19 protein-coding genes are annotated in these 21,110 nt (G+C 30.4%); all 19 read right to left on the bottom strand.

Translation table 11 applies throughout. The features are described 5' to 3' along the window. Positions 1-25: 25 nt before the first annotated feature. The 19 genes from yqfD to ACJDTP_RS17960 all read right to left on the bottom strand — a co-directional run bounded on the left by yqfD (position 26) and on the right by ACJDTP_RS17960 (position 21,108). Positions 26-1,153: a sporulation protein YqfD gene (gene yqfD / locus ACJDTP_RS18050; protein WP_173709771.1), complete on the bottom strand. Its 1,128-nt coding sequence runs from the start codon at positions 1,151-1,153 to the stop codon at positions 26-28. Between the two features lie 6 nt (positions 1,154-1,159). After that, entirely contained in the window at positions 1,160-1,438 is a 279-nt protein-coding gene (gene yqfC / locus ACJDTP_RS18045) for a sporulation protein YqfC (protein WP_011968183.1), read from the bottom strand. A gap of 287 nt (positions 1,439-1,725) precedes the next feature. Next, on the bottom strand, positions 1,726-2,178 hold the full coding sequence (locus tag ACJDTP_RS18040) for a GatB/YqeY domain-containing protein (RefSeq protein ID WP_077838088.1): 453 nt from the start codon (positions 2,176-2,178) through the stop codon (positions 1,726-1,728). 30 nt (positions 2,179-2,208) lie between these two features. Then, positions 2,209-2,385: a 30S ribosomal protein S21 gene (gene rpsU / locus ACJDTP_RS18035; RefSeq protein WP_008429643.1), complete on the bottom strand. Its 177-nt coding sequence runs from the start codon at positions 2,383-2,385 to the stop codon at positions 2,209-2,211. Between the two features lie 143 nt (positions 2,386-2,528). Then, on the bottom strand, positions 2,529-2,873 hold the full coding sequence (locus tag ACJDTP_RS18030) for a histidine triad nucleotide-binding protein (protein ID WP_078116561.1): 345 nt from the start codon (positions 2,871-2,873) through the stop codon (positions 2,529-2,531). 149 nt (positions 2,874-3,022) lie between these two features. After that, on the bottom strand, positions 3,023-4,426 hold the full coding sequence (mtaB, locus tag ACJDTP_RS18025) for a tRNA (N(6)-L-threonylcarbamoyladenosine(37)-C(2))-methylthiotransferase MtaB (protein ID WP_406762015.1): 1,404 nt from the start codon (positions 4,424-4,426) through the stop codon (positions 3,023-3,025). Beyond that, positions 4,426-5,193 carry a 16S rRNA (uracil(1498)-N(3))-methyltransferase gene (locus tag ACJDTP_RS18020; protein ID WP_078116563.1) on the bottom strand — a complete coding sequence of 256 codons (768 nt, stop codon included), beginning with the start codon at positions 5,191-5,193 and terminating at the stop codon, positions 4,426-4,428. Before ACJDTP_RS18020 ends, mtaB begins: the two co-directional genes overlap by 1 nt. 211 nt (positions 5,194-5,404) lie before the next feature. Next, positions 5,405-6,349: a 50S ribosomal protein L11 methyltransferase gene (gene prmA / locus ACJDTP_RS18015; RefSeq protein ID WP_077838084.1), complete on the bottom strand. Its 945-nt coding sequence runs from the start codon at positions 6,347-6,349 to the stop codon at positions 5,405-5,407. Between the two features lie 883 nt (positions 6,350-7,232). Beyond that, positions 7,233-7,892 (bottom strand): tRNA (guanosine(46)-N7)-methyltransferase TrmB, encoded by a 660-nt coding sequence (trmB, locus tag ACJDTP_RS18010; protein WP_406762014.1) that lies wholly within the window; start codon positions 7,890-7,892, stop codon positions 7,233-7,235. 418 nt (positions 7,893-8,310) lie between these two features. Then, positions 8,311-9,861 carry a nitrite/sulfite reductase gene (locus tag ACJDTP_RS18005; protein ID WP_406762013.1) on the bottom strand — a complete coding sequence of 517 codons (1,551 nt, stop codon included), beginning with the start codon at positions 9,859-9,861 and terminating at the stop codon, positions 8,311-8,313. 160 nt (positions 9,862-10,021) lie between these two features. After that, positions 10,022-11,155: a molecular chaperone DnaJ gene (gene dnaJ / locus ACJDTP_RS18000; RefSeq protein WP_065416247.1), complete on the bottom strand. Its 1,134-nt coding sequence runs from the start codon at positions 11,153-11,155 to the stop codon at positions 10,022-10,024. A 396-nt stretch (positions 11,156-11,551) separates the two neighbouring features. After that, positions 11,552-13,396 (bottom strand): molecular chaperone DnaK, encoded by a 1,845-nt coding sequence (dnaK, locus tag ACJDTP_RS17995; RefSeq protein WP_078116567.1) that lies wholly within the window; start codon positions 13,394-13,396, stop codon positions 11,552-11,554. Between the two features lie 105 nt (positions 13,397-13,501). After that, entirely contained in the window at positions 13,502-14,125 is a 624-nt protein-coding gene (grpE, locus tag ACJDTP_RS17990) for a nucleotide exchange factor GrpE (protein ID WP_406762012.1), read from the bottom strand. 37 nt (positions 14,126-14,162) lie between these two features. After that, positions 14,163-15,191: a heat-inducible transcriptional repressor HrcA gene (hrcA, locus tag ACJDTP_RS17985; RefSeq protein WP_077838078.1), complete on the bottom strand. Its 1,029-nt coding sequence runs from the start codon at positions 15,189-15,191 to the stop codon at positions 14,163-14,165. Positions 15,192-15,429: 238 nt separating this feature from the next. After that, a complete protein-coding gene (hemW, locus tag ACJDTP_RS17980) occupies positions 15,430-16,557 on the bottom strand; it encodes a radical SAM family heme chaperone HemW (protein WP_406762011.1) in 1,128 nt (375 codons plus the stop codon). Between the two features lie 213 nt (positions 16,558-16,770). After that, positions 16,771-17,211: a hypothetical protein gene (locus ACJDTP_RS17975; protein ID WP_103698508.1), complete on the bottom strand. Its 441-nt coding sequence runs from the start codon at positions 17,209-17,211 to the stop codon at positions 16,771-16,773. A 180-nt stretch (positions 17,212-17,391) separates the two neighbouring features. Further along, positions 17,392-19,197, bottom strand: coding sequence for a translation elongation factor 4 (gene lepA, locus ACJDTP_RS17970; protein ID WP_406762032.1), 1,806 nt, complete (start codon positions 19,195-19,197; stop codon positions 17,392-17,394). A 171-nt stretch (positions 19,198-19,368) separates the two neighbouring features. Further along, positions 19,369-19,698 (bottom strand): hypothetical protein, encoded by a 330-nt coding sequence (locus ACJDTP_RS17965; protein ID WP_406762010.1) that lies wholly within the window; start codon positions 19,696-19,698, stop codon positions 19,369-19,371. A 339-nt stretch (positions 19,699-20,037) separates the two neighbouring features. Continuing rightward, positions 20,038-21,108, bottom strand: a complete 1,071-nt coding sequence (locus tag ACJDTP_RS17960) for a stage II sporulation protein P (RefSeq protein WP_406585041.1) — start codon at positions 21,106-21,108, stop codon at positions 20,038-20,040. Positions 21,109-21,110: the final 2 nt, after the last annotated feature.

Raw genomic sequence — 21,110 nt, 5'->3', positions numbered from 1 at the left:
GCATAAAAACAACTTTGAATACCCCTTATGATACGTTTCTAGCAATATCCTGTTCTACAGTAAATTTAACATTAATCAAGATCTTTCCGCCTTCAATATCTTCTACTGTAGTTTTCTTATCTATTATCTTTGCATCGTTGCTAAGTGTTTTTCTCAATGAACCCTCTAACTTTTCTGTAGCTTCTTTAACTGTACTTTCTTTATCTAAGTTTACATTTATACCCTTTTTTTCGAAATATGTTATCTTATTAAAGAAACCATCCTTCTCTTCTATTTTATCATAATATTCAAATTGATTTATAGCTTTTTTCAAGTAAACTTTTTTTCCAAAAAAGTTTAAGTACATATCACTATTCTTGTTACCAGTTCTCTCAAGCTTTTCTCCACTTACTTGAACCTCCATAAATTTATCATAAAAAGTATTTGCTATAACTGTTCCACTCGGTTTTACTTCCATCTCAAAGCCTTCCCTTCCTTGGATAGGCAATATCAAATCGTCACCTTTCTTTACTATATCTCCTGGCACAACTGCTGGATTTCCTGAATTCGTATATACTCTCTTTACTTCTCCATCCATTTTAGCAACAACTTGATTATATAATGTTTTTTCTGTAGACGGAGGATTTACTTTTTCCTTTATAACTAATTTTAACGTAGATCCCTCTACCCTAACCCTAATCCACATTATCTGGCTATTTAAGTCTTCCATCTTTTTTTCTATTTGATATACATTGATTTGTGATTTGCTAAGCCCTGGCTTAATTCCAATTGATGAGAGCTGTTGTCTAACTTCAAATGGACTTAAATTCCTCTGCGTCTCTATATCTATAGCCCAAATATAATTTGATAATATATATATTACAGCAAAAAATAATCCCATCCCTATAACTAGAGAAATCTTTCTTCTCATTTTCATAAGTAAAACTATTATTCCACTAGTTCTTACTATCTTAACTTTCCCTTTATATTTTTTTATTAATATTTCTGCATCTTTATAATCTCTGTAATATATAGTTACTCTTACCGTTGTCAAGCTTACTTTCACTATATTACAGGTATAGATTTGGCTATTCCAAAAGGCATTTAATATCTTTTCTGGCACTAAAGCATTAATTTCTATGGTTACTTGTCCCGATTTTAAGCTGCTAAACATAATATTTTACCTCTCATATGAAATACCTTTAAAGATTCCGCTTATTGTTATACTTGTTTCTGCAATAAAAAGTATTTCGAACTCTTTCCCCTCAATTATAATTGCACCTATTCTAGAATTTATTTTAACCATATTAGTTTCGAAAAATATAATGCCTTTATGATTTTCAATAGTTATTTCTCTGTTTCCCACAACTATTATCTTTGGTAGATCTAATGAAATGTCACTTGGAAAATCTAACTTGCTAAGTATCTTTTCTTTACCTCTTTGAAATTTTTCTTCCATACTTTCCTCCCACATAAACTTTCTCATTGTAATTTATGATAGGATTTGCGAATTAATTCTATAATTTAATAATAATGATAATTTCCTGCAAAAAATAAAGCCAATTATTACTATTATGGCTTTATCTAATTCATTTACTATGATGTATTCTAGTTATATAAGCTAAATATTATCCTTTCATTGCTAGTCCAATTTTAGATAACAATGAAACAGGACATAGGATACTATTTATAATCCTATGTCCTGTTATATTAGTATAAAACTCAAAACAACTTTGAATTCTATTCTTATTTATTATTTAAATATTCTTTAACAAGCTGACTTACAAGTTTACCATCAGCTTTTCCTACTACTTTAGGTTTAACAGCTGACATAACTTTTCCCATATCTTTAATGCTATTTGCACCCACTTCTTCAGCTGATTCTTTTACTAATTGTTTTATCTCTTCTTCACTTAACTGCTGAGGAAGGTATTTCAACAAAATTTCAATCTCAGCCTTAGACTGATCTATTAAATCTTGCCTATTCCCCTTTTCAAATTCAAGCATAGCTTCTCTTCTTTGCTTGATTTCTTTAGCTAATATTGTAATAACTTCATCATCTTCAAGCTTTCTATTATCAGTTTTTTCAACTAATAATACTGCAGCTTTAGCTGTACTAATTACACTAGCTGTGAATTTATCTTTTGCTTTTAAAGCAATTTTCCAATCATCTTGCAATCTATCTTTAATTGATGACATTTTTGTACCTTCTTTCAAAAGAAAATATCATTATTTGAACTTTCTCTTTCTAGCAGCTTCTGATTTCTTCTTTTTCTTAACGCTTGGCTTTTCATAATGTTCTCTCTTCCTAACTTCAGAAAGAACCCCAGCTCTAGCACATTTTCTCTTAAATCTTCTTAACGCACTTTCAAGTGTTTCGTTTTCTCCAACTTTAATTTCTGACATTTACTATCCCTCCCTCCGCTAGCTTAAATTAACTCAGCTATGGGCTTAATAACACATGCTATATTATACAATATTTAAATTAATAATGTCAAGAAATTAAGAAAAAATCTCCAGTTACTATTGATCAAATAACAACTCAAATTTTAGCCTGGTGGCCACTGTAAACTTCTCCCTCCAAGTACATGGAAATGAATATGTTTTACCGTCTGTCCTCCATCCTCACCGCAATTATTTACAACCCTATATCCTTTATCTGATATTCCAAGATCTACTACTAATTTACCAATAACTTTAAATATATGTGATACAATATCAATATTGCTGTCATCTAAAGTATTAGCACTTTCGATATGTTCTTTTGGAATAACTAGAAAATGAGTTGGAGCTTCAGGATTTATGTCATAAAAAGCATAAACTTTATCATCCTCATATATTTTTTTACTAGGGATATCCCCACTTATAATTTTGCAAAATATACAACCTTCCATAAATTCACCTCCTTCTAAGTAACAATCTCAACTCAAAAACATAAGAATTGAGATTTTATAATTCATATTCAGAAATTCTCTTTGAATTATATATCTTATTCCAAAAATGATCTTTAATCGATCTTATCTTGATTTATATTATACCAAAACTATATAATTTTTCCAACAATATATTCCCCATCCGAGGCTATTATTTTACATAAAATTATTTTTCCTATCATATCTTTACTTCCATTCGGAATTTCAACTTTTACATAATTCCTTGTATACCCCTCAAATACCCCAGGCTTATTAGATACTTCTTGCTCAACTAATACATCTAATTCTCTTCCAACTAAAGATTTACTAAAATCTCCTTCATTCTTTGCATTCAGTTCAATTAAAGCCTTACTTCTCTTATCCTTTACAGTTCCATCTATTTGATTAGGCATATCCGCAGCCTTGGTTCCTTTTCTTGGACTGAATTTGAATATATGTGTTTTAGTTAACTTAATTCTCTTTAAGTATTCATAAGTTTCGGTAAATTCCTCATCAGTTTCACCTGGGAAACCTACAATTACATCCGTAGTTATTGAGGCATCTTTAAGGTTTTCTCTTATTCTATTAACTGCATCCTCGTATTCTTTTGCAGTATATCTCCTATTCATTCTTTTTAAAGTTGCATCACAGCCGCTTTGAAGTGATAAATGAAATTGTGGACATAGTTTCTTCATTTTTTTCATTTTCTCGATAACTTCATCTGTAAAGAAACTAGGTTCTATAGAACCTATCCTAACTCTTTCAATTCCATCCAGTTTCTCTATTTCTTCCAATAAAGTTATTAAAGTTACATTTCCATCTAAATCAACACCGTAAGATGCTGTATGTATTCCTGATAATATTATTTCTTTAAATCCATGTTCACTTAAATTCTTTATTTCATGCAATACTTTTTGAGGATCTTTTGAGCAAGTTGTTCCTCTGGTATAAGGTATCAGACAATATGCACAAAATCTATTGCAACCATCTTGTATCTTTAAAAATGCTCTTGTTTTATCTTGATACTCTTCTATATTTAATTCTTCAAACTGTTTATTCTTTAGAACTTCTCCAACCATTAACTGAGGTTTTTGTTCATCCTTAGCCTTATTCACATAATAAACAATATCGCCTTTATTTCTAGTCCCAAGTACAACATCTACCCCTTGTATTTTAGAAACTTCTTCTGGAGCAACTTGCGAATAGCATCCAACGGCTGCAATTATTGCATTTTCATTTCTTCTTCTAGCTCTGCTAATTATTTGCCTTGATTTTTTATCACTCATATTAGTTACAGAACAAGTATTTATAACATAAACATCAGCAAAACCTTCAAAGTCAGTTACTTCATAACCTTCTCTTATGAACTTTTCCGCCATAGCTTCTGTTTCATAATGATTTACCCTGCATCCAAGAGTTGCAAAAGCCACAAGACTCTTTCCCTCTGTATTTTTTATTGGTTCTTTGTTAGATAACTTCTTAAGCTTAGTCTTGTCACTACCTACTCTGACTAATTTCATTTGGTTTTCTCCCATTATGATAGCTTTCCTCCTAAATCTCCTAATTCATATTGAATTAATGCCGTAGCTGTAAATCCAGCCGTCTCTGTACGTAATATTCTATTTCCAAGAGTCACTATATAGGCACCTTGTTCTTTTAAAGTATCAATTTCCGATTCTTCAAATCCGCCTTCAGGTCCTATCAATATTCCAACATTATTTATAGTATCTAAATCTATATTATCTCTCTCTAATTTTCTCACAAGAGTTTTAATTCCAAAATCTTCTGCATTTTCATAAGGTACAATAATCAAATCCATCTTTTTTAATTCATTTATTGCCTCATTAAAATCTATAACCTCTTTAACTTGAGGAATTACACTTCTTTTTGATTGTTTGCATGCCTCAAGAGCAATTCTATTTAGCCTATCAAGCTTTTTAAATTCTCCTTTAAGCTTAACATCTACTCTCCCTGTTATCGTAGGAATAAATTCAGATACTCCAAGTTCCGTTCCCTTTTGCACTATTAAATCCATTTTCTGACCTTTTGGTAGTCCCTGAAACAGATGAACTTTAACTTTACTTTCATTGTTTATATCTAAATTTTTAATTATGTTAACTATAACTTCACTCTTAGTTATAGTTTTTATTTCTCCTAAGTATTCCTTACCTTTACAATTATTTATTACTACTTCTTCTCCTTCAGATAACCTTAAAACTTTGTAAATATGTTTTACATCATCTCCAAGTATCCTTCCTTCAGTTTCCGTAATATTTTGGGGTTCAATAAAAAACTTATGCATACGACTCCTATCTAATTCACAGTTCACAATCCTCAATGCACAATTAAATGATAGTTGATTACGCTATATCAACTATATATTTTCTAAAAATCCCTTAGAGATTTCTCCTAAACTGTGCATTGCGAATTGTACATTGTGCATTACTTTCATAATTACATTTTTAAACCGTCAACCAAAATTTGCATTACAAATATCTATATTTATACTCATACTAATTAATTGCTTTTGCAACTATACAGTTCCATTCTCCATCTTTATTTATTTCAATCACTTCAAAACCACATTCAGCAAACTTTTCTGTAACCATATCTACCCTATCGTGAATTATACCTGAAGTTATAAATAATCCACCTTCATTTAGAGCCTTTTTAACATCCTCGGTTAGTACGCAAATAATTTCTGCTATTATATTCGCAACTACTATATCAGCTTTTCCATCAACTACATCTAAAAGATTTCCTTCTAATACTTCAATATTATTCAAATTGTTAAAGCTTATATTTTCTTTGGAAGAATCAACAGCAACAGGATCTAGGTCAACACCAACAACATGTTTAGCTCCAAGCTTTGCAGCAGCAATAGCAAGTATTCCTGATCCACATCCTACGTCAAATACTGTTGTATCAGGCTTTACATACTTATCTAAGGCTTGAATACACATTCTTGTAGTTTCATGAGTTCCAGTTCCAAATGCCATTCCTGGATCCAACTCTATAATTAGTTCCTCATCATTTTTTTCATAGTCTTCCCAAATTGGTTTAACAACAATCTTATCTGTTATTTTAACTGGTTTATAATATTGCTTCCAATTATTAGCCCAGTCCTCTTCGTGCATCTTTTTAGCTTCTACTGTACCTTCACCAATATCTATTCCAAATTCTTTAAGTTCAGAAAGTTTTTCCTTAACATATTCAACAATCTCTTCAATCTTATCATCTTGAGAAAAATAAGCTTTAACTACAGCTGCATTTCCTTTATGTTCTAAGATATTTATATCTGCAAAATCCCAAGTTAATGGTCCTTGATCTCTTGAAAGTAAATCCTCCGGATCTTCTATTGCAACATTAGGACAATTTAATCCATAAAATATTCCTGATATAGGCTCTAATGCCTCGCTCTTTGTTATTACACTAACTTCAATCCATATTCCATCCATGTTTATCAACCTTTCTAATTCAGTTTCAGTAACAGTTTGCAATTTAGGAATACATTTTTTTAAATGTATTGAAAATATTTTTAAATTCCATAAATTTTTTTCCTACAATTGCTCTTTGTTAACTATTTAATTTTATTTCTTTCAAGTTATTATATATACCCCTTACAATAAGTATAAGTGAGAATCGAAATCTGTTATTTCATTCTTCCAGCCTTCCCTTTGGGCATTTATGATTTGATGATGATCGCTTACTCTGTGAGCACCAAGTGAACGCATGTAAGTCGGATTCCCTTTAGTATTATGTTTATATTACATGTCTGTAACCCGCATAATAACTATAAATATTTACATATTTATATATTTAACATTGATATATATTTATATAGTTAACTATTTACATAGATTTCTATTTAACTACTTACATATATATCTAGTTAAATTTATATATTTTAAAATATTTTTATTGATATCCTAGTTTTATATTTAAATCTTAAAATATTAAACTTCTCAATTGTGACCAGTAAGTTCCTTATTGTGCTTAGAAGATCTTAACTTTGCTTCACACTTTTTCATATGTGAATTGATTTTAATTGTGCTTCGCACTTTTTCATAGGCGAACCGATCTTAATTGTGCTTCGCACTTTTTTATAGGTGAATTGATCCTAATTGTGCTTCGCACTTTTTTCATATGTGCGTATCTTTTCATATGTTTAAATTCTTAAGTGAAAGTCCAAAAGTGATGCTCCAAATCTTGTATTTGGTTCCTCGAACTTACCCCGCGAACGCATGTGGGTCGGGTAAATTCTTAAATTCTTAAATTCTTAAATTCTTAAATTCTTAAATTCTTAAATTCTTAAATTCTTAAATTCTGGCCATTATAAATCTAATTGTCTTTCATGGCAATCAAAAATTTTATTTTTATTCCTTGTTCACTAAACATTTTTTCATGCTCAGTCTGAACATTTCCTTGAACATCACTATTGTGAAGATCATATGTTATATATTTAATTCTAAACCCTGATTCATTAAAATATTCAAGCGATTCCTCAAATAATTCATCATCGTCAGTTTTAAAATAAATTTCACCTTGACTCTTTAAAAATGTTTTATACTGTTCAAGCTGCCTCATATGTGTTAATCTTCTCTTTTTATGCTTTTCCTTTGGCCACGGATTACAAAAATTTATGTATATTCTACTTACAACATCTTCTTTACTTAAGATTTCACTGATAAGTCCTATCTCTTGAGCCATTAATTTTACATTATCAGTCTCCCTATTTTTTTCTTCATAAGCCTTTTCTATATTTCTTTTTGCTAATCCTAATACCTCATCCTTTATGTCAATTGCAATATAATTTATATCTGGATTCTCGGAGGCATGAACTGCCATAAAAGTTCCCTTCCCACATCCAAGTTCTAGATATATTGGTTTATCATTACCGAAAAATTCTTTCCACTTGCCTTTATATTCTTTCGGATTTATAACAAAAAAATCGCAACCTTCAAGCTCAGGTCTTGCCCACGGTTTTTTTCTCATTCTCATGTTAGTTCACTCCATCTTTTATAAGCTTTTAAAAATAGCACTTCACTGCCATTAAGTTTTTTAGATCATTAAATTGAACTTATCGACACAATATTATATAAACAAGACTCTCATACCGTCTTATTATTTTATTAATCGGCCATATCCTTCATAATAATTATACCTATAAAAATTATTATTGCAATTTTTATCTCAAAAATATACAGGTATTGCAAATTACTCAAATATCTGTGCTGAATCTTTTATCTCAAAGTATTTTTATACTTTCTTAATACTAATTAAAAATTCTTGCCCCCTAAATTGTTTATCTAAAAATTCATCTGATTTAATACTTATCCCCTCTATTATTATTAAATATAAAAAATAGTACATCTCCTACTTAAGAGAATGTACTATTTTAACTTCTGTATATTATGACTTATTTTTTATATTTCTCTATTATTTTTAATAGTTCATCCCCGTTATTTTCTACGAACTCATAAAAATTCATATTTTTATTCTCTATATATAATGATAATTCATATAAAAACTCTGGTATTTCACTAGCAAGTAAGTCACCATAAACTTTTCCGAGCCTTGCATTTCCTGTTTCAAATGATCCATTAATATGTAATTCAAATACATCTTCAACAGCATCTCCAACTTTTTTACGTTTTCCTGTAAGTCCGATACCAACGACTTCATGAACTGCACATGAATTTCCACATCCTGATATATGAACTCTTGGAAGTATATCTTTATTATAACCTTTTTCTGCAAAGTAATTAATTATATTGTTAAGCATTTTTTGACTCTCTAAAATTCCAACTTGACATATTGGCACTCCAATACATGATACACTTTGCTGAAGAGCTGTTTCTCCTCCAATATTTTGTGTTACATTTAAAAGTTCTTTAGCTTCATCACCATTTAAGTTTCTAAAATATAAACCTTCTGTCATGGTAAGTCTTATTTCTAAGTCTTTTACTGCTTTTAATTTATCTAAAATTTCTCTTAATGTCTTAACAGAAATTTGTCCGCCAATTGGATGGAAATACACACTGTATAATCCTTTTTGTTTTTGTGAATATAATCTTGAATGGGTTAGCTCAATTTCTTTACCTTCTTTAGTAATTTCCTTAGATTCTACAAATAAATCTAATTCATTATTATCTAACACATCTTTTAAATGTTCTTTATATGTTTCTATGAATTTTTCCTTGCCCATTCTCTCTAATATATATCTTATACGAGCTTTATTTCTATCTTCATAGTTACCTTCTTTTACGAATAAATTTGTCATAGCTTCTACATGATATAAAACTTCACTTGGTTTTATAAGCTCATCATATTCTACTGCAACCTGAGGATTTCTTCCAATTCCGCCTCCAAGAAAAACTCTAAAATACTTTTCATTATCTTTAATTGTTGCTAAAAACCCTAAATCAGCTACATTACAATGCCCCTGATCTGAGTCGCTGCTTGAAAAAGATACTTTAAACTTTCTTGGAAATTTATATGATGTTATTTTGCTTAAAAAATGTTTATTTACAGCTAATGCATATGGTGTCACATCAAACGCTTCATCTTTATCTACACCTGATAGTGGAGACATAGCTACATTTCTTGGAAAGTTTCCGCCGCCTCCTCTAGAATATATATCATTATCTATACCATCCTTCATTATTCCACAAACCTGGTCTATCGTTAAATTATGATACTGCACTGCTTCTCTTGTAGTTAAATGAAATTTATCTAAATTATATTTATCAGCTATATCACATAGCCAATTCATATTCTCAAAGCTGCTAATTCCTGAAGGAATTCTTAGTCTTATCATGAATTCTTTTTTATTACGTTCTGAGTATACCCCCATTCCTCCAGAAACTTTTTTAAAATCCATAATAGATACTTCACCAGATAAAAATTTATTTCCTAATTCTCTAAACTCTTCTATTTCAATTAATAATTTTTCCTTCAATTCCTTCACTTTTTCTCCTCCTAAATATAATTATTTTAATATATTATAACCTATAATTTAAAATATGACTATAACTATAGGTTTTGTCGGGGAATTTTTATTTAAAAAAGAAACTACTGAAATAATGCTAATTGGTAGACATTATTCAAATAGTTTCTCTGATATACTTCTATTTATTTTTTCCAAATAATTTTTTCTTAGGAACATTCGCTTCATCAAACTCTTCACCAGATGCTCTCATAAAATCATATAAAGCTTCCTTTTGTTCCTTATTTAAGGTTTTAGGAATATCAACAATAACTTTTACGTATTGATCTCCTTTTCCGTTTGAGTTAACCCTTTGTATTCCTTTGCCTTTTAATCTAAACATAGTTCCTGATTGTGTACCTGGTGGAACAGTATATTTAACATTTCCATCAACTGTAGCTACAGTTATTTCTGTACCTAATGCTGCTTTAGGCATAGAGATATGAGCATCTATATAAACATCGTTTCCTTTTCTTGTAAACACCTTTGATGGAGTAACATTAATTCTTACATACAAGTCTCCAGGGCTTCCACCTCTTAATCCATGTTCTCCTTGTCCTCTTAAAGGCATTACATTTCCTGTATCTACACCTGCTGGTATGTTAACTTTTATCTTTCTTGTTTTTCTAACACTACCTTTTCCTCTACACTCTGAACATGGCTTTTCAATAATTTTACCAGTACCTCTACAAGTATCACATGTAGAAGTTGATACAAAACTTCCAAGAGGAGTTTGTCTTTGAACTCTTACTTGACCTGATCCGCTACAAGTTGGACAAGTCTTAGCATTAGTTCCAGGTTCTGCTCCACTTCCGTGACAATGTTCACAATTTTCATTTCTAGTAACAGAAATTTCTTTCTCTACTCCAAAAACAGCTTCTTCAAAAGTTAACGTTATTGTATACTCAATATCATTTCCTCTTACTGGACCATTTCTTCTTCTAGAACTTGATCCTCCGCCTCCGAAGAATGATTCAAAAATATCTCCAAAGCCGCCCATATCAAATCCATCAAAGCCGCCAAAGCCGCCTCCTCCGAAGCCACCACTACCATCAAAAGCAGCTGATCCAAACTGATCATATCTAGCTTTCTTTTCTGGATCTGAAAGTACTTGATAAGCTTCATTTATCTCTTTAAACTTTTCTTCTGCCTCAGCATTTCCTTGATTTCTATCCGGATGATATTTTACAGCTAATTTTCTAAAGGCTCTTTTTATTTCATCATCACTTGCACCCTTTTGAAGTCCAAGCAATTCATAATAGTCTTTATTTGCCATTCGTTTAAATTCACCACCTAGTTTTATTTACTTTAGGCATAATCAAAAAAATACCAAGTCCATCTGCCAAGCCTATTTTCCATTATCATTCATCAGCAGATTGCACTAATAGGCTCGCTATGAGTCCAATCTGCTTCTTCTCCTAATGAAAAATAATCATGGCATTTTGGACTCGTTATTTTCTTTCATATGCCTTAGAAAAGGGAAGACGTGCTTGCCTTCCCTATCCTATTATATTAGATAACTGTAGTTTAGTACAACTAATTTATTATCCGATAGCTAGCATCCGTAATACTCCCTCTTATAAGTGGCAGTTAACGGCTGCACGCTCCTGGATAACTTCAACTAAGATTCAGAAGGGGATGATACCCCATCTGAATCAAGTTTCACTTTATCTTATTTATCTTCATCTACTTTGAAATCAGCATCTACTACATTATCATCATGTGGTGCACTTTGAGCTCCTCCAGCTGCTGCATTTGGATCAGCTGCTCCTTCAGCTCCACCAGCTTGTTGATACATCTTTGTAGCTATTGGATAGAATGATTGATTTACTGCTTCGATTGCAGCTTTAATAGCTTCTACATCATCTCCATCTTTAACTTTCTTAAGATCTTCAATCTTAGCTCTTACTGCTGCCTTTTCATCTTCGGTAGCTTTATCTCCAACTTCATTTAAAGTCTTTTCTATTTGATATATAGTTTGGTCTGCGTTATTTACAGCTTCAACTTTTTCTTTTCTCTTCTTATCTTCTTCAGCAAATTTTTCTGCTTCTTTTACAGCTTTATCTACTTCATCATCACTTAAGTTAGTTGAAGCAGTAATTGTGATATTTGCTTCTTTACCAGTTCCTTTATCTAATGCAGATACTTTAACAATACCGTTAGCATCTATATCAAATGTAACTTCGATTTGAGGAATTCCTCTTGGTGCTGGAGCTATACCTGATAATGTGAATTGTCCAAGTGACTTGTTATCCATAGCCATTTGTCTTTCACCTTGAACTACATTAATTTCAACTGATGTTTGGTTATCTGCAGCAGTTGAGAATACTTGACTCTTCTTAGTTGGAATAGTTGTATTTCTTTCGATTAATGGAGTAGCTATACCACCTGCTGTTTCAATTCCAAGTGTTAATGGAGTAACATCAAGTAATACTACGTCCTTAACTTCACCAGTTAATACACCTGCTTGAATAGCTGCACCAACTGCAACACATTCATCTGGGTTAACTCCCTTAGATGGTTCTTTTCCTGTAAAGTTCTTAACAGCTTCTACTACTGCTGGAATTCTTGTTGAACCACCAACTAAGATTATTTTATCTATATCATTTAATGAAAGTTTAGCATCAGCTAATGCCTTTCTCATAGGTTCAATACTTCTTTCAACTAAGTCATGAGTAATTTCATTAAACTTAGCTCTGCTTAATGTTAAATCTATATGCTTTGGACCTGTTGCATCAGCAGTAATAAATGGTAAATTAATGTTTGTTTGTTGAGATGCTGATAATTCAATTTTTGCCTTTTCAGCAGCTTCTTTTAATCTTTGAACTGCCATTTTATCTTGCATTAAGTCAATTCCATTTGAAGCTTTAAACTCATCTGCAATATATTTCATTATCTTTTCATCAAAGTCATCTCCACCAAGCTTTGTATCACCATTAGTTGATAATACTTCGAATACTCCATCTCCAAGATCTAGAATAGATACGTCGAAAGTACCACCACCTAAGTCATAAACTAGGATTTTGTGAGCTGAATCTGTTTTATCTAAACCATAAGCTAATGATGCTGCTGTTGGTTCGTTGATTATTCTTAATACTTCAAGCCCTGCAATCTTACCTGCATCCTTAGTTGCTTGTCTTTGGCTATCATTGAAGTAAGCTGGTACAGTAATAACTGCTTGAGTTACTGTTTCACCTAAGTAAGCTTCTGCGTCTGCTTTTATTTTTTGTAAAACCATAGCAGAAATTTCTTGTGGTGAATATTGTTTTCCATCTATATCAACTTTATATCCAGTTCCCATATGTCTTTTTATTGAAATAACTGTTTTATCTGGATTAGTAATCGCTTGTCTTTTAGCTACTTGACCAACTAATCTTTCTCCATTTGCTTGGAATGATACTACTGAAGGAGTAGTTCTAGCACCTTCTGAGTTTGCTATAACTGTTGGTTCTCCACCTTCCATAACTGCTACACATGAATTTGTAGTTCCTAAATCAATTCCTATAATCTTTCCCATGATATTTTCCTCCTAAAACTTTATTAGTTTATTTAAAATTGAATTTTTCAGTTTATTATTTTTAAATTCTATCTATATATTTTAATAAGAAACTTGTTCCTATTTCTAATTAGCAACTTTAACCATAGTATGCCTTATTATCTTATCATCTTTCTTATATCCCTTTTGGAAAACTTCCGCTACTACATTTTTACCTAATTCTTCATCTTCTATATGCATTACTGCATTATGAAGATTAGGATCAAATTCTCCAGTAGCATCTATTTCTTCAACACCAAGTTTTGCAAATGAATCTTTGCATCCCTTTATTGTCATTTCAATTCCTTTTTTCAAGTCTTCAATACTACCATCAGCTGCAACAGCTCTTTCTAAATTGTCAAGAATAGGAACAATCTCTTTTAATACATCTACATATGCATCGCTATATATTCCTTCTTTTTCTTTAGCTGTTCTTTTTCTATAATTATCATACTCAGCTGTTAATCTTAAAAGTCTATCTTTTGTCGCATCTAATTCTTCTCTCAATTTCTTATTTTCCTCTTCTTGATTTTTTGCTAAATCTTCTTGATCTTCTTTCGCAGCTTCTATATTTTCTGAAGCCTCTTCGTTAGCTTCATTTGTTTCTGCTGCATCATTACTTTCTTGAGTCTCATTATCCTTTTCTGCTACTTCATCTGCAATTTCTTCTTTTTCTAGTTCTTCATTTTTAACATCTCTATTTTCTTCCATGTATCTAACACACACCTCTTCTCTTCAAATCTAACATCTATTTTGGATTGCTCAATATATTATTAAGCTCTTTTATAACTTCTGACATAATAGTTATTACCTTTGAGTAATTAATCCTTCTAGGTCCAATTAATCCAATTTTCCCAATAGGCCTATCCTTAAAGGAATATTCAGCAGATATTATACTACAATCTCTAGCTTGTGGCTTATAGTTTTCATCCCCTATACTGACTGTTATATTGTCTTGAGGATTAAACAGCTCCATCAAAGCTTCTTTATCATTCAAAAGCGATAACATTTCTTTTGCTTTATCAATATCGTTATATTCAGGATAATTAAATATGTTGGTAGTTCCCTCCATGAATACTTCTGTAGAATCCGCTGCGTTTAGTGTCTCATATAAAATAGGCAATAAAGCATTAAATATTTCTTCATAGGCTCCTAGATCCTTTTTTAAGTTATTAATTACTTCTAAATTAATTTCTTGTATAGAAAGATTTACCAATCTATTATTTATAACTTCATTTATTCGTGTTAAAGTTTCAACTTCAGGAACTCTATTATTTAGCTTCATTATATGATTCTTTATAACACCAGTATCTGTTAAAAAGACTGATACTAAATTATGATCATCAACTTTAATCAGCTGAATTGACTTTATAAAGCTCCTTTTTACTGATGGTGTCTCAATTACACAAGTTAATTTAGTAAGTTCTGACAATAAGGCGCTAGTTTGCTTAACTATTTTATCTACTTCAAGCATTGCCGAATCGATTATATATTGTTTTATCCTTAGATCTTCTTCAACTGTTAGCATCTGATTATCCATAAGCTGATCAACATATAATCTATATCCCTTACTAGAAGGAATTCTTCCTGCAGAAGCATGAGGTTGTTCTAAGTATCCCATATCTTCAAGGTCAGCCATCTCATTCCTTATTGTTGCGGACCCAATACCTAAATTATAGTTTTTAGCAATAGTTCTTGATCCTACAGGATCTCCTGTTCGAATATAGTCATTGATAATAGCTTGAAGTATTCTTATTTTTCTGTCATCAATACTCATAACCTCACCTCTTTTTGTTAGCACTCATTAACCTCGAGTGCTAATGACTATGTTTTTAATATATTATTTATGATGTTTTTTGTCAATTCTATTTATATTTATTATAGCTACTTAACGTTAATAATAAAGCAATTTTGTCAACTTAACTCCTTATATCTCCTATTTTCTCTATTTCTCTATACAATATAATTTTATAATTGCACTTAATCTTTCTTTAAACTTTTCATGAGAGAATCCATTAAGATAAAATGAAATCACTCATTACATAGTTGGATATTTCTATCCCATGCGAAGTTAGATATAGATTTCCCGAATTATGAATTAATAATCCTTTTTTAATATTTTTTTCAATAATTTCGCCATACACTTCATATATATCTTTATTAAATCGCTCTTTAAATTCCTCTAATTTTATCCCTTTAATCATCCTAAGCCCCATAAATAAAAATTCTTCCATATCATCTTTAATATTATTTATGTGAATTTCTTCAATTACGCTTTCTTTATTATTTATTCTTTTAATATAGTCCTGAATATTGTCTATATTTTTAATTCTTTTTTTATCTATAAACGAACTAGCCGATACGCCTAATCCCAAGTATTCATCGCATTTCCAATAAACTTTATTATGAAAGCACTCTTTGTTCTTTTTTGAATAATTAGATATTTCATATTGATGATATCCATACCCATTCAATATGTCTTTAGTGGTTAAATACATAATTCGTTCTTTATCCTCTTCAGGTAAATTCAACTTATCTTCTTCATATAAATTATAAAACCGAGTTCCTTCTTCTATAATCAAGCTATATGCAGATATATGATCTAGTTCAAGTTCTGCTACTTTTCGCAAAGAACATTCCCAATCTTCAATAGTTTGATTAGGTAACCCAAACATCAAGTCTGCATTTATATTATTGAATCCTAGCTTTCTAGCAAGAAAATAATTTTCTTCAAATTCTTCATAGCTATGTATTCTTCCAATATCTTTTAATAAAGAGTTTTTTGTTGATTGTAATCCCATGCTAATCCTATTAACATTATATTTTTTCATAATATTTAGATTTTTTTCATTTAATGTACCTGGATTACACTCCACTGTAAACTCCAAATCATCCTTTAAATTCAATTTATTTAATGTACCTAGTAGTTTTTCTAGACTTGAGTCATTCAAGTAGGATGGCGTTCCTCCTCCAATAAAGATACTACTTATTCTGTATTCTTTTCCTTTTTGTAATATTTCACTGCTTAACGCTTCTATATATTCGTTCATTAATCCTTCTTTTCCTGAATAAGATGGGAAATCACAATAAAAGCATTTCTGTTTACAAAAAGGAATATGTATATATAAAGATATATCCCTCATTAATTTTTCCTCCAATATATTACTAAATATTTTTCTTAATAAAATAAAAATAAAGAATGAATAACCCGAGGAGCCTTTACCCTTCATTTAAACCTATCAGGTGTGTGTTCACCTTTAATTTAAATTTCAATAGATATTCTCACTTTTATCATTCATTCTTTATTATTTATTCTTAGATAATATACATCATGCTTTTTTCATATCCAAAACTATCTATGCTAGTAATTTTTCCGCCTGTTCTTTTAATAAGGCAATTTTACTTTCTGCATCTACAACTGAAAAACCATATACATCTACAAAATTGTAAAAATAATTAGCAAATGCTATTCTCTTGCTACGTGTTATACCCAACGTTTCACCTAGCTTTTCTAAAAGTTCAACTTCTTCTTCATTATATTCTCCATCAATAAGAGCAAGACCTATTAGTTCAAAATAAATAATATTTTTACATCTATTAGACGAACCTTTTAGAGTTTCACATACGGAACTTAGATCTGATTCTGATATTTCACTTTCATTTATATTTAGCTCTTTTAGATAGTCATTGTAAAGATTTTTCTCTTCTTTCGCAAAAACATTGTCTGAATCTGCAAGGATTTTAACCAATTGCATAAATGCAATTCCTTCATTTTTCTTTAACTCATTTAAAAACATTCAAACCCCTCCCAAACCGGCATTAAAATAATTATTTGTATAATACTAATTAATATTATACAAATAATTCCTCAAAAATAATATATTTTTATTTCATACATTAGCTAGTTTTTTATAATTACTTTTAAGTAAATATAATTTACTTGTATAAAGTATTCTATTTTATATTATTTATACTAACTAATCTACCTTTAATACGGCCATGAATGCTTCTTGTGGAACTTCAACAGATCCGACCTGTCTCATTCTCTTCTTTCCTTCTTTTTGCTTTTCAAGCAGTTTCTTCTTTCTTGAGATATCCCCACCATAGCATTTAGCTAATACATCTTTTCTCATAGCTTTTACGGTTTCCCTTGCTATAATTTTAGATCCTACCGCTGCCTGAATTGGAATTTCAAATAATTGTCTTGGAATAATTTCTTTTAGCTTTTCAGCTATTCCTCTTCCTTTATGGTAAGCTCTCTCATCCGGAACTATCATTGATAATGCATCAACTACATCCCCATTTAATAATATATCTAGCTTAACTAATTTAGTTCTAATATATCCTTTAAATTCATAGTCTAAAGAAGCATATCCTCTAGTTCTAGATTTTAATGTATCAAAGAAATCATATATAATTTCGTTCAATGGTATATCATAATTTACAACAGCTCTGGTTTCTTCTATGTATTGCATATCTATGTATATACCTCTTCTATCTTGACACAGCTCCATAACTGCTCCAACATAGTCTTTTGGGGTTATTATTGACGCCTTAACTACTGGCTCCTCCATATAATCCACTTCTGTCAAAGGTGGTAGGTTAGTCGGATTTGTTATTTCTAATATTTCCCCATCAGTTTTGATTACTTTATATATAACAGATGGTGCAGTAGTAATTATATCTAAATTAAATTCTCTTTCAACTCTTTCTTGAATTATTTCCATATGTAATAATCCTAAGAATCCACATCTAAATCCAAAACCTAAAGCAATAGATGTTTCTGGCTCAAAGCTTAATGCCGCATCATTTATTTGTAGCTTTTCAAGAGCTTCTCTTAATTCATCATACTTTGCTCCATCAACTGGGTATATTCCTGAATAGACCATTGGTATAGCAGGTTTATAACCTGGAAGTGCTGTTTCGGTTGGTCTATTAGCTTCAGTTATAGTATCTCCAACTCTTGCGTCTCTAACATTTTTTATGGATGCTGTTACATATCCAACATCACCAGCACTTAACTCACTGATTGGAAGCACTCCTGGAGTAAACACTCCGACTTCAGTAACGTCATAAACTTTATTAGTAGCCATCAATTTAATTTTAGTTCCAATCTTTACTCTTCCGTCTATTACTCTAACTATACATACAACGCCCTTATAACTATCGTAGTAAGAATCAAAAATTAATGCTTTTAAAGGAGCTTCTTCATCGCCATCAGGTGAAGGTATAGTTTTAACAACACACTCTAATACATCACCTATATTAAGCCCTGTTTTAGCAGATATAGTAGGAGCTTCTTCTGCTGGAATTCCTATTACATCTTCAATTTCTTTCTTAACTTCATCGGGTCTTGCAGATGGAAGATCAACTTTATTTATTACTGGTGCAATTTCCAAATCATTATCTAAAGCTAAATAGCAATTAGCTAAAGTTTGGGCTTGAATACCTTGTGTTGCATCAACAACTAATATCGCTCCTTCGCAAGCCGCTAAACTTCTTGAAACTTCATAATTAAAATCTACATGTCCTGGAGTGTCAATTAAATTAAGAATGTATTCTTCACCATCGTCTCTTCTATATACAAGCCTCGCTGCTTGAGACTTTATTGTAATTCCTCTTTCTTTTTCTATCTCCATATTATCTAGAACTTGCTCTTCCATTTCCCTTTTAGTTAAGGTTCCTGTAGTTTCAAGTAATCTATCCGCAAGGGTTGATTTACCATGATCAATATGTGCTACAATTGAAAAATTTCTGATATGTTTTTGTCTTTCACTTTTCATACGCATAACTGTTATCCTTAACGAAAAACAGTACTTTCACCCCCGTTATAATTAAATCAGCTAAATTATAACATACATCCATAAAGAAAGGCTATCAAAACTTTCCCTCAATGCTCTATGTCTTATATGTCTTATATATATTTTAAAATCAACTAAATAATTTAACTAATATTATGGTTTTATTCTTTCAATTATATCCTCTATTTTTTTAATAAAAGAAGATTGATTATTTATCCTAAAATCATTACTTCCTATCTTAACTAAAACATCTTTTTCTGATTCTTTATAAATTTTAAGAAATGAATTATCCTTGATAAAATTCGAGAAATCTTCTCCAAATTCATTGCTTACAAGTTTATAATTTTCATTAGTATTTCCAAGAGGAGATAATGCCTTAGTATTAATCATATCTATTTTAATTATTCCAAGAAAAATAATGAATAATATAAAAATCATTGGTGACATTCTTCTTAAAATGTTACTTTTAATAATTTTCTTCAATGTCGAAACACCCTTTTTAATTTATTTTTTGATTTTTATTTAGATTCTTTCCATATAGCAAAACTATTATTCAGTCCCAACTTTCTCAGTCAAACAATCTACTCACCAATTATCTCAATATTATGTGTTAATAAATTAAAATAAAGAAAAGACTAGAGATCTAAATTTTAACTTTAGATTCCTAATCTTTCCTTTAATTTTTATTATAAAGATTATCATTAAATCTCAACTTGAAATATCTATTTAAATACTTAGTGCTTAAAAATCACACTTACATGTTATCTAATTTTTCATATGCACTCAATATAACTTCCAAACCTTTTCCATATAACTTTATATTTATTTCTTATTCAAAACTTCTGCAATCACTCTAGCCATACATTCTGCCGTAACTTTTGACTCGTCTGGTGTATTAGTATGAGATCCTATTTCAAAAAGTAAACATCCATCGCTTTTACTTTGATTAAATGCATTTTTCCCTCTATGATATGTCAATATTTTTATAGGCAATCCTGGGAATAATTCAGCTGTTTTATTAAATACTTTCTCTGTAAGTTCTTTATTTTTAGGATATCTCGTACTATTTTCAGCATTTACAAACATTATTTTAGATGCGCTCATTCCATCAACTTCTGTTGTTGTAGCAGCTTTATCTTCCACAGAATCTCTATGCAGATCTATAACCATTTTAAAATCTCCATATTGTTTTAAATATTTATCAACCACTTCTCCAGATCTTGTATAACTATCATTATAAGAAATACAATTATTGGTTTTATCATGTATAACTGAAATCCCATAATTCTCTTCTAATTCATTAGCAAGAACATCACCTACCCCTACTACATTGGTATCTTCATTTAAGCTATCTGGTTCTGATGCATTATAATTTTCTGTAGTATGACTATGATATATTAATACTTCTGGCTTAGATTTATCTAATGTCTTTTTTAGACTAGGATCATATATCGGGGTATTCTTACTATCAGTGTTTACTTGTACTTTTGATATACTGTCTTCGCTTATTTGAAACGGATTAAAACTAAAATTAGTTTCAGTATTGCTAGAACTTTCGCCATCACCAAAGAAACTAAGTTCATTTTGAATTATTCCTTTATAGCTAAGATTATTTAATCCTAATACTTGAAAACAAACATTCTTTAATGAAAGTTTATTTTCAGCATAGGTTCCTTCATCATAAACTTGGGATTCTATTATCGGCATTCCTAAATTTAATAATTGAACATAGGCAAATGCTCCTCTTTCTTTGTTATTTTTTAAAACATTACCTAACCTTATGAAAAATACACCTATAATTAGAATGAGGATTATTAAGCCTATATTAATGTTAGGCTTTGCTTTTATCCTTTTACTAATTTCACCTTTTTTTCCTCTTCTGCTCATATACATCA

The organism is Candidatus Clostridium helianthi (assembly GCF_045310795.1).
GTDB classification, from domain to species: Bacteria; Bacillota; Clostridia; order Clostridiales; family Clostridiaceae; genus Clostridium; species Clostridium helianthi.
Note: the sequence above shows the minus strand (reverse complement) of the source record. Positions and strands in the feature narration are given on the sequence as shown.

What these genes read in the sequence shown, in the direction of transcription:
- yqfD (WP_173709771.1), bottom strand. Translation starts at nt 1,153, where the DNA reads ATGTTTAGCAGCTTAAAATCGGGACAAGTAACCATAGAAATTAATGCT.
- yqfC (WP_011968183.1), bottom strand. Translation starts at nt 1,438, where the DNA reads ATGGAAGAAAAATTTCAAAGAGGTAAAGAAAAGATACTTAGCAAGTTA.
- ACJDTP_RS18040 (WP_077838088.1), bottom strand. Translation starts at nt 2,178, where the DNA reads ATGTCATCAATTAAAGATAGATTGCAAGATGATTGGAAAATTGCTTTA.
- rpsU (WP_008429643.1), bottom strand. Translation starts at nt 2,385, where the DNA reads ATGTCAGAAATTAAAGTTGGAGAAAACGAAACACTTGAAAGTGCGTTA.
- ACJDTP_RS18030 (WP_078116561.1), bottom strand. Translation starts at nt 2,873, where the DNA reads ATGGAAGGTTGTATATTTTGCAAAATTATAAGTGGGGATATCCCTAGT.
- mtaB (WP_406762015.1), bottom strand. Translation starts at nt 4,426, where the DNA reads ATGGGAGAAAACCAAATGAAATTAGTCAGAGTAGGTAGTGACAAGACT.
- ACJDTP_RS18020 (WP_078116563.1), bottom strand. Translation starts at nt 5,193, where the DNA reads ATGCATAAGTTTTTTATTGAACCCCAAAATATTACGGAAACTGAAGGA.
- prmA (WP_077838084.1), bottom strand. Translation starts at nt 6,349, where the DNA reads ATGGATGGAATATGGATTGAAGTTAGTGTAATAACAAAGAGCGAGGCA.
- trmB (WP_406762014.1), bottom strand. Translation starts at nt 7,892, where the DNA reads ATGAGAATGAGAAAAAAACCGTGGGCAAGACCTGAGCTTGAAGGTTGC.
- dnaJ (WP_065416247.1), bottom strand. Translation starts at nt 11,155, where the DNA reads ATGGCAAATAAAGACTATTATGAATTGCTTGGACTTCAAAAGGGTGCA.
- dnaK (WP_078116567.1), bottom strand. Translation starts at nt 13,396, where the DNA reads ATGGGAAAGATTATAGGAATTGATTTAGGAACTACAAATTCATGTGTA.
- grpE (WP_406762012.1), bottom strand. Translation starts at nt 14,125, where the DNA reads ATGGAAGAAAATAGAGATGTTAAAAATGAAGAACTAGAAAAAGAAGAA.
- hrcA (WP_077838078.1), bottom strand. Translation starts at nt 15,191, where the DNA reads ATGAGTATTGATGACAGAAAAATAAGAATACTTCAAGCTATTATCAAT.
- hemW (WP_406762011.1), bottom strand. Translation starts at nt 16,557, where the DNA reads ATGAGGGATATATCTTTATATATACATATTCCTTTTTGTAAACAGAAA.
- ACJDTP_RS17975 (WP_103698508.1), bottom strand. Translation starts at nt 17,211, where the DNA reads ATGTTTTTAAATGAGTTAAAGAAAAATGAAGGAATTGCATTTATGCAA.
- lepA (WP_406762032.1), bottom strand. Translation starts at nt 19,197, where the DNA reads ATGAAAAGTGAAAGACAAAAACATATCAGAAATTTTTCAATTGTAGCA.
- ACJDTP_RS17960 (WP_406585041.1), bottom strand. Translation starts at nt 21,108, where the DNA reads ATGTATATGAGCAGAAGAGGAAAAAAAGGTGAAATTAGTAAAAGGATA.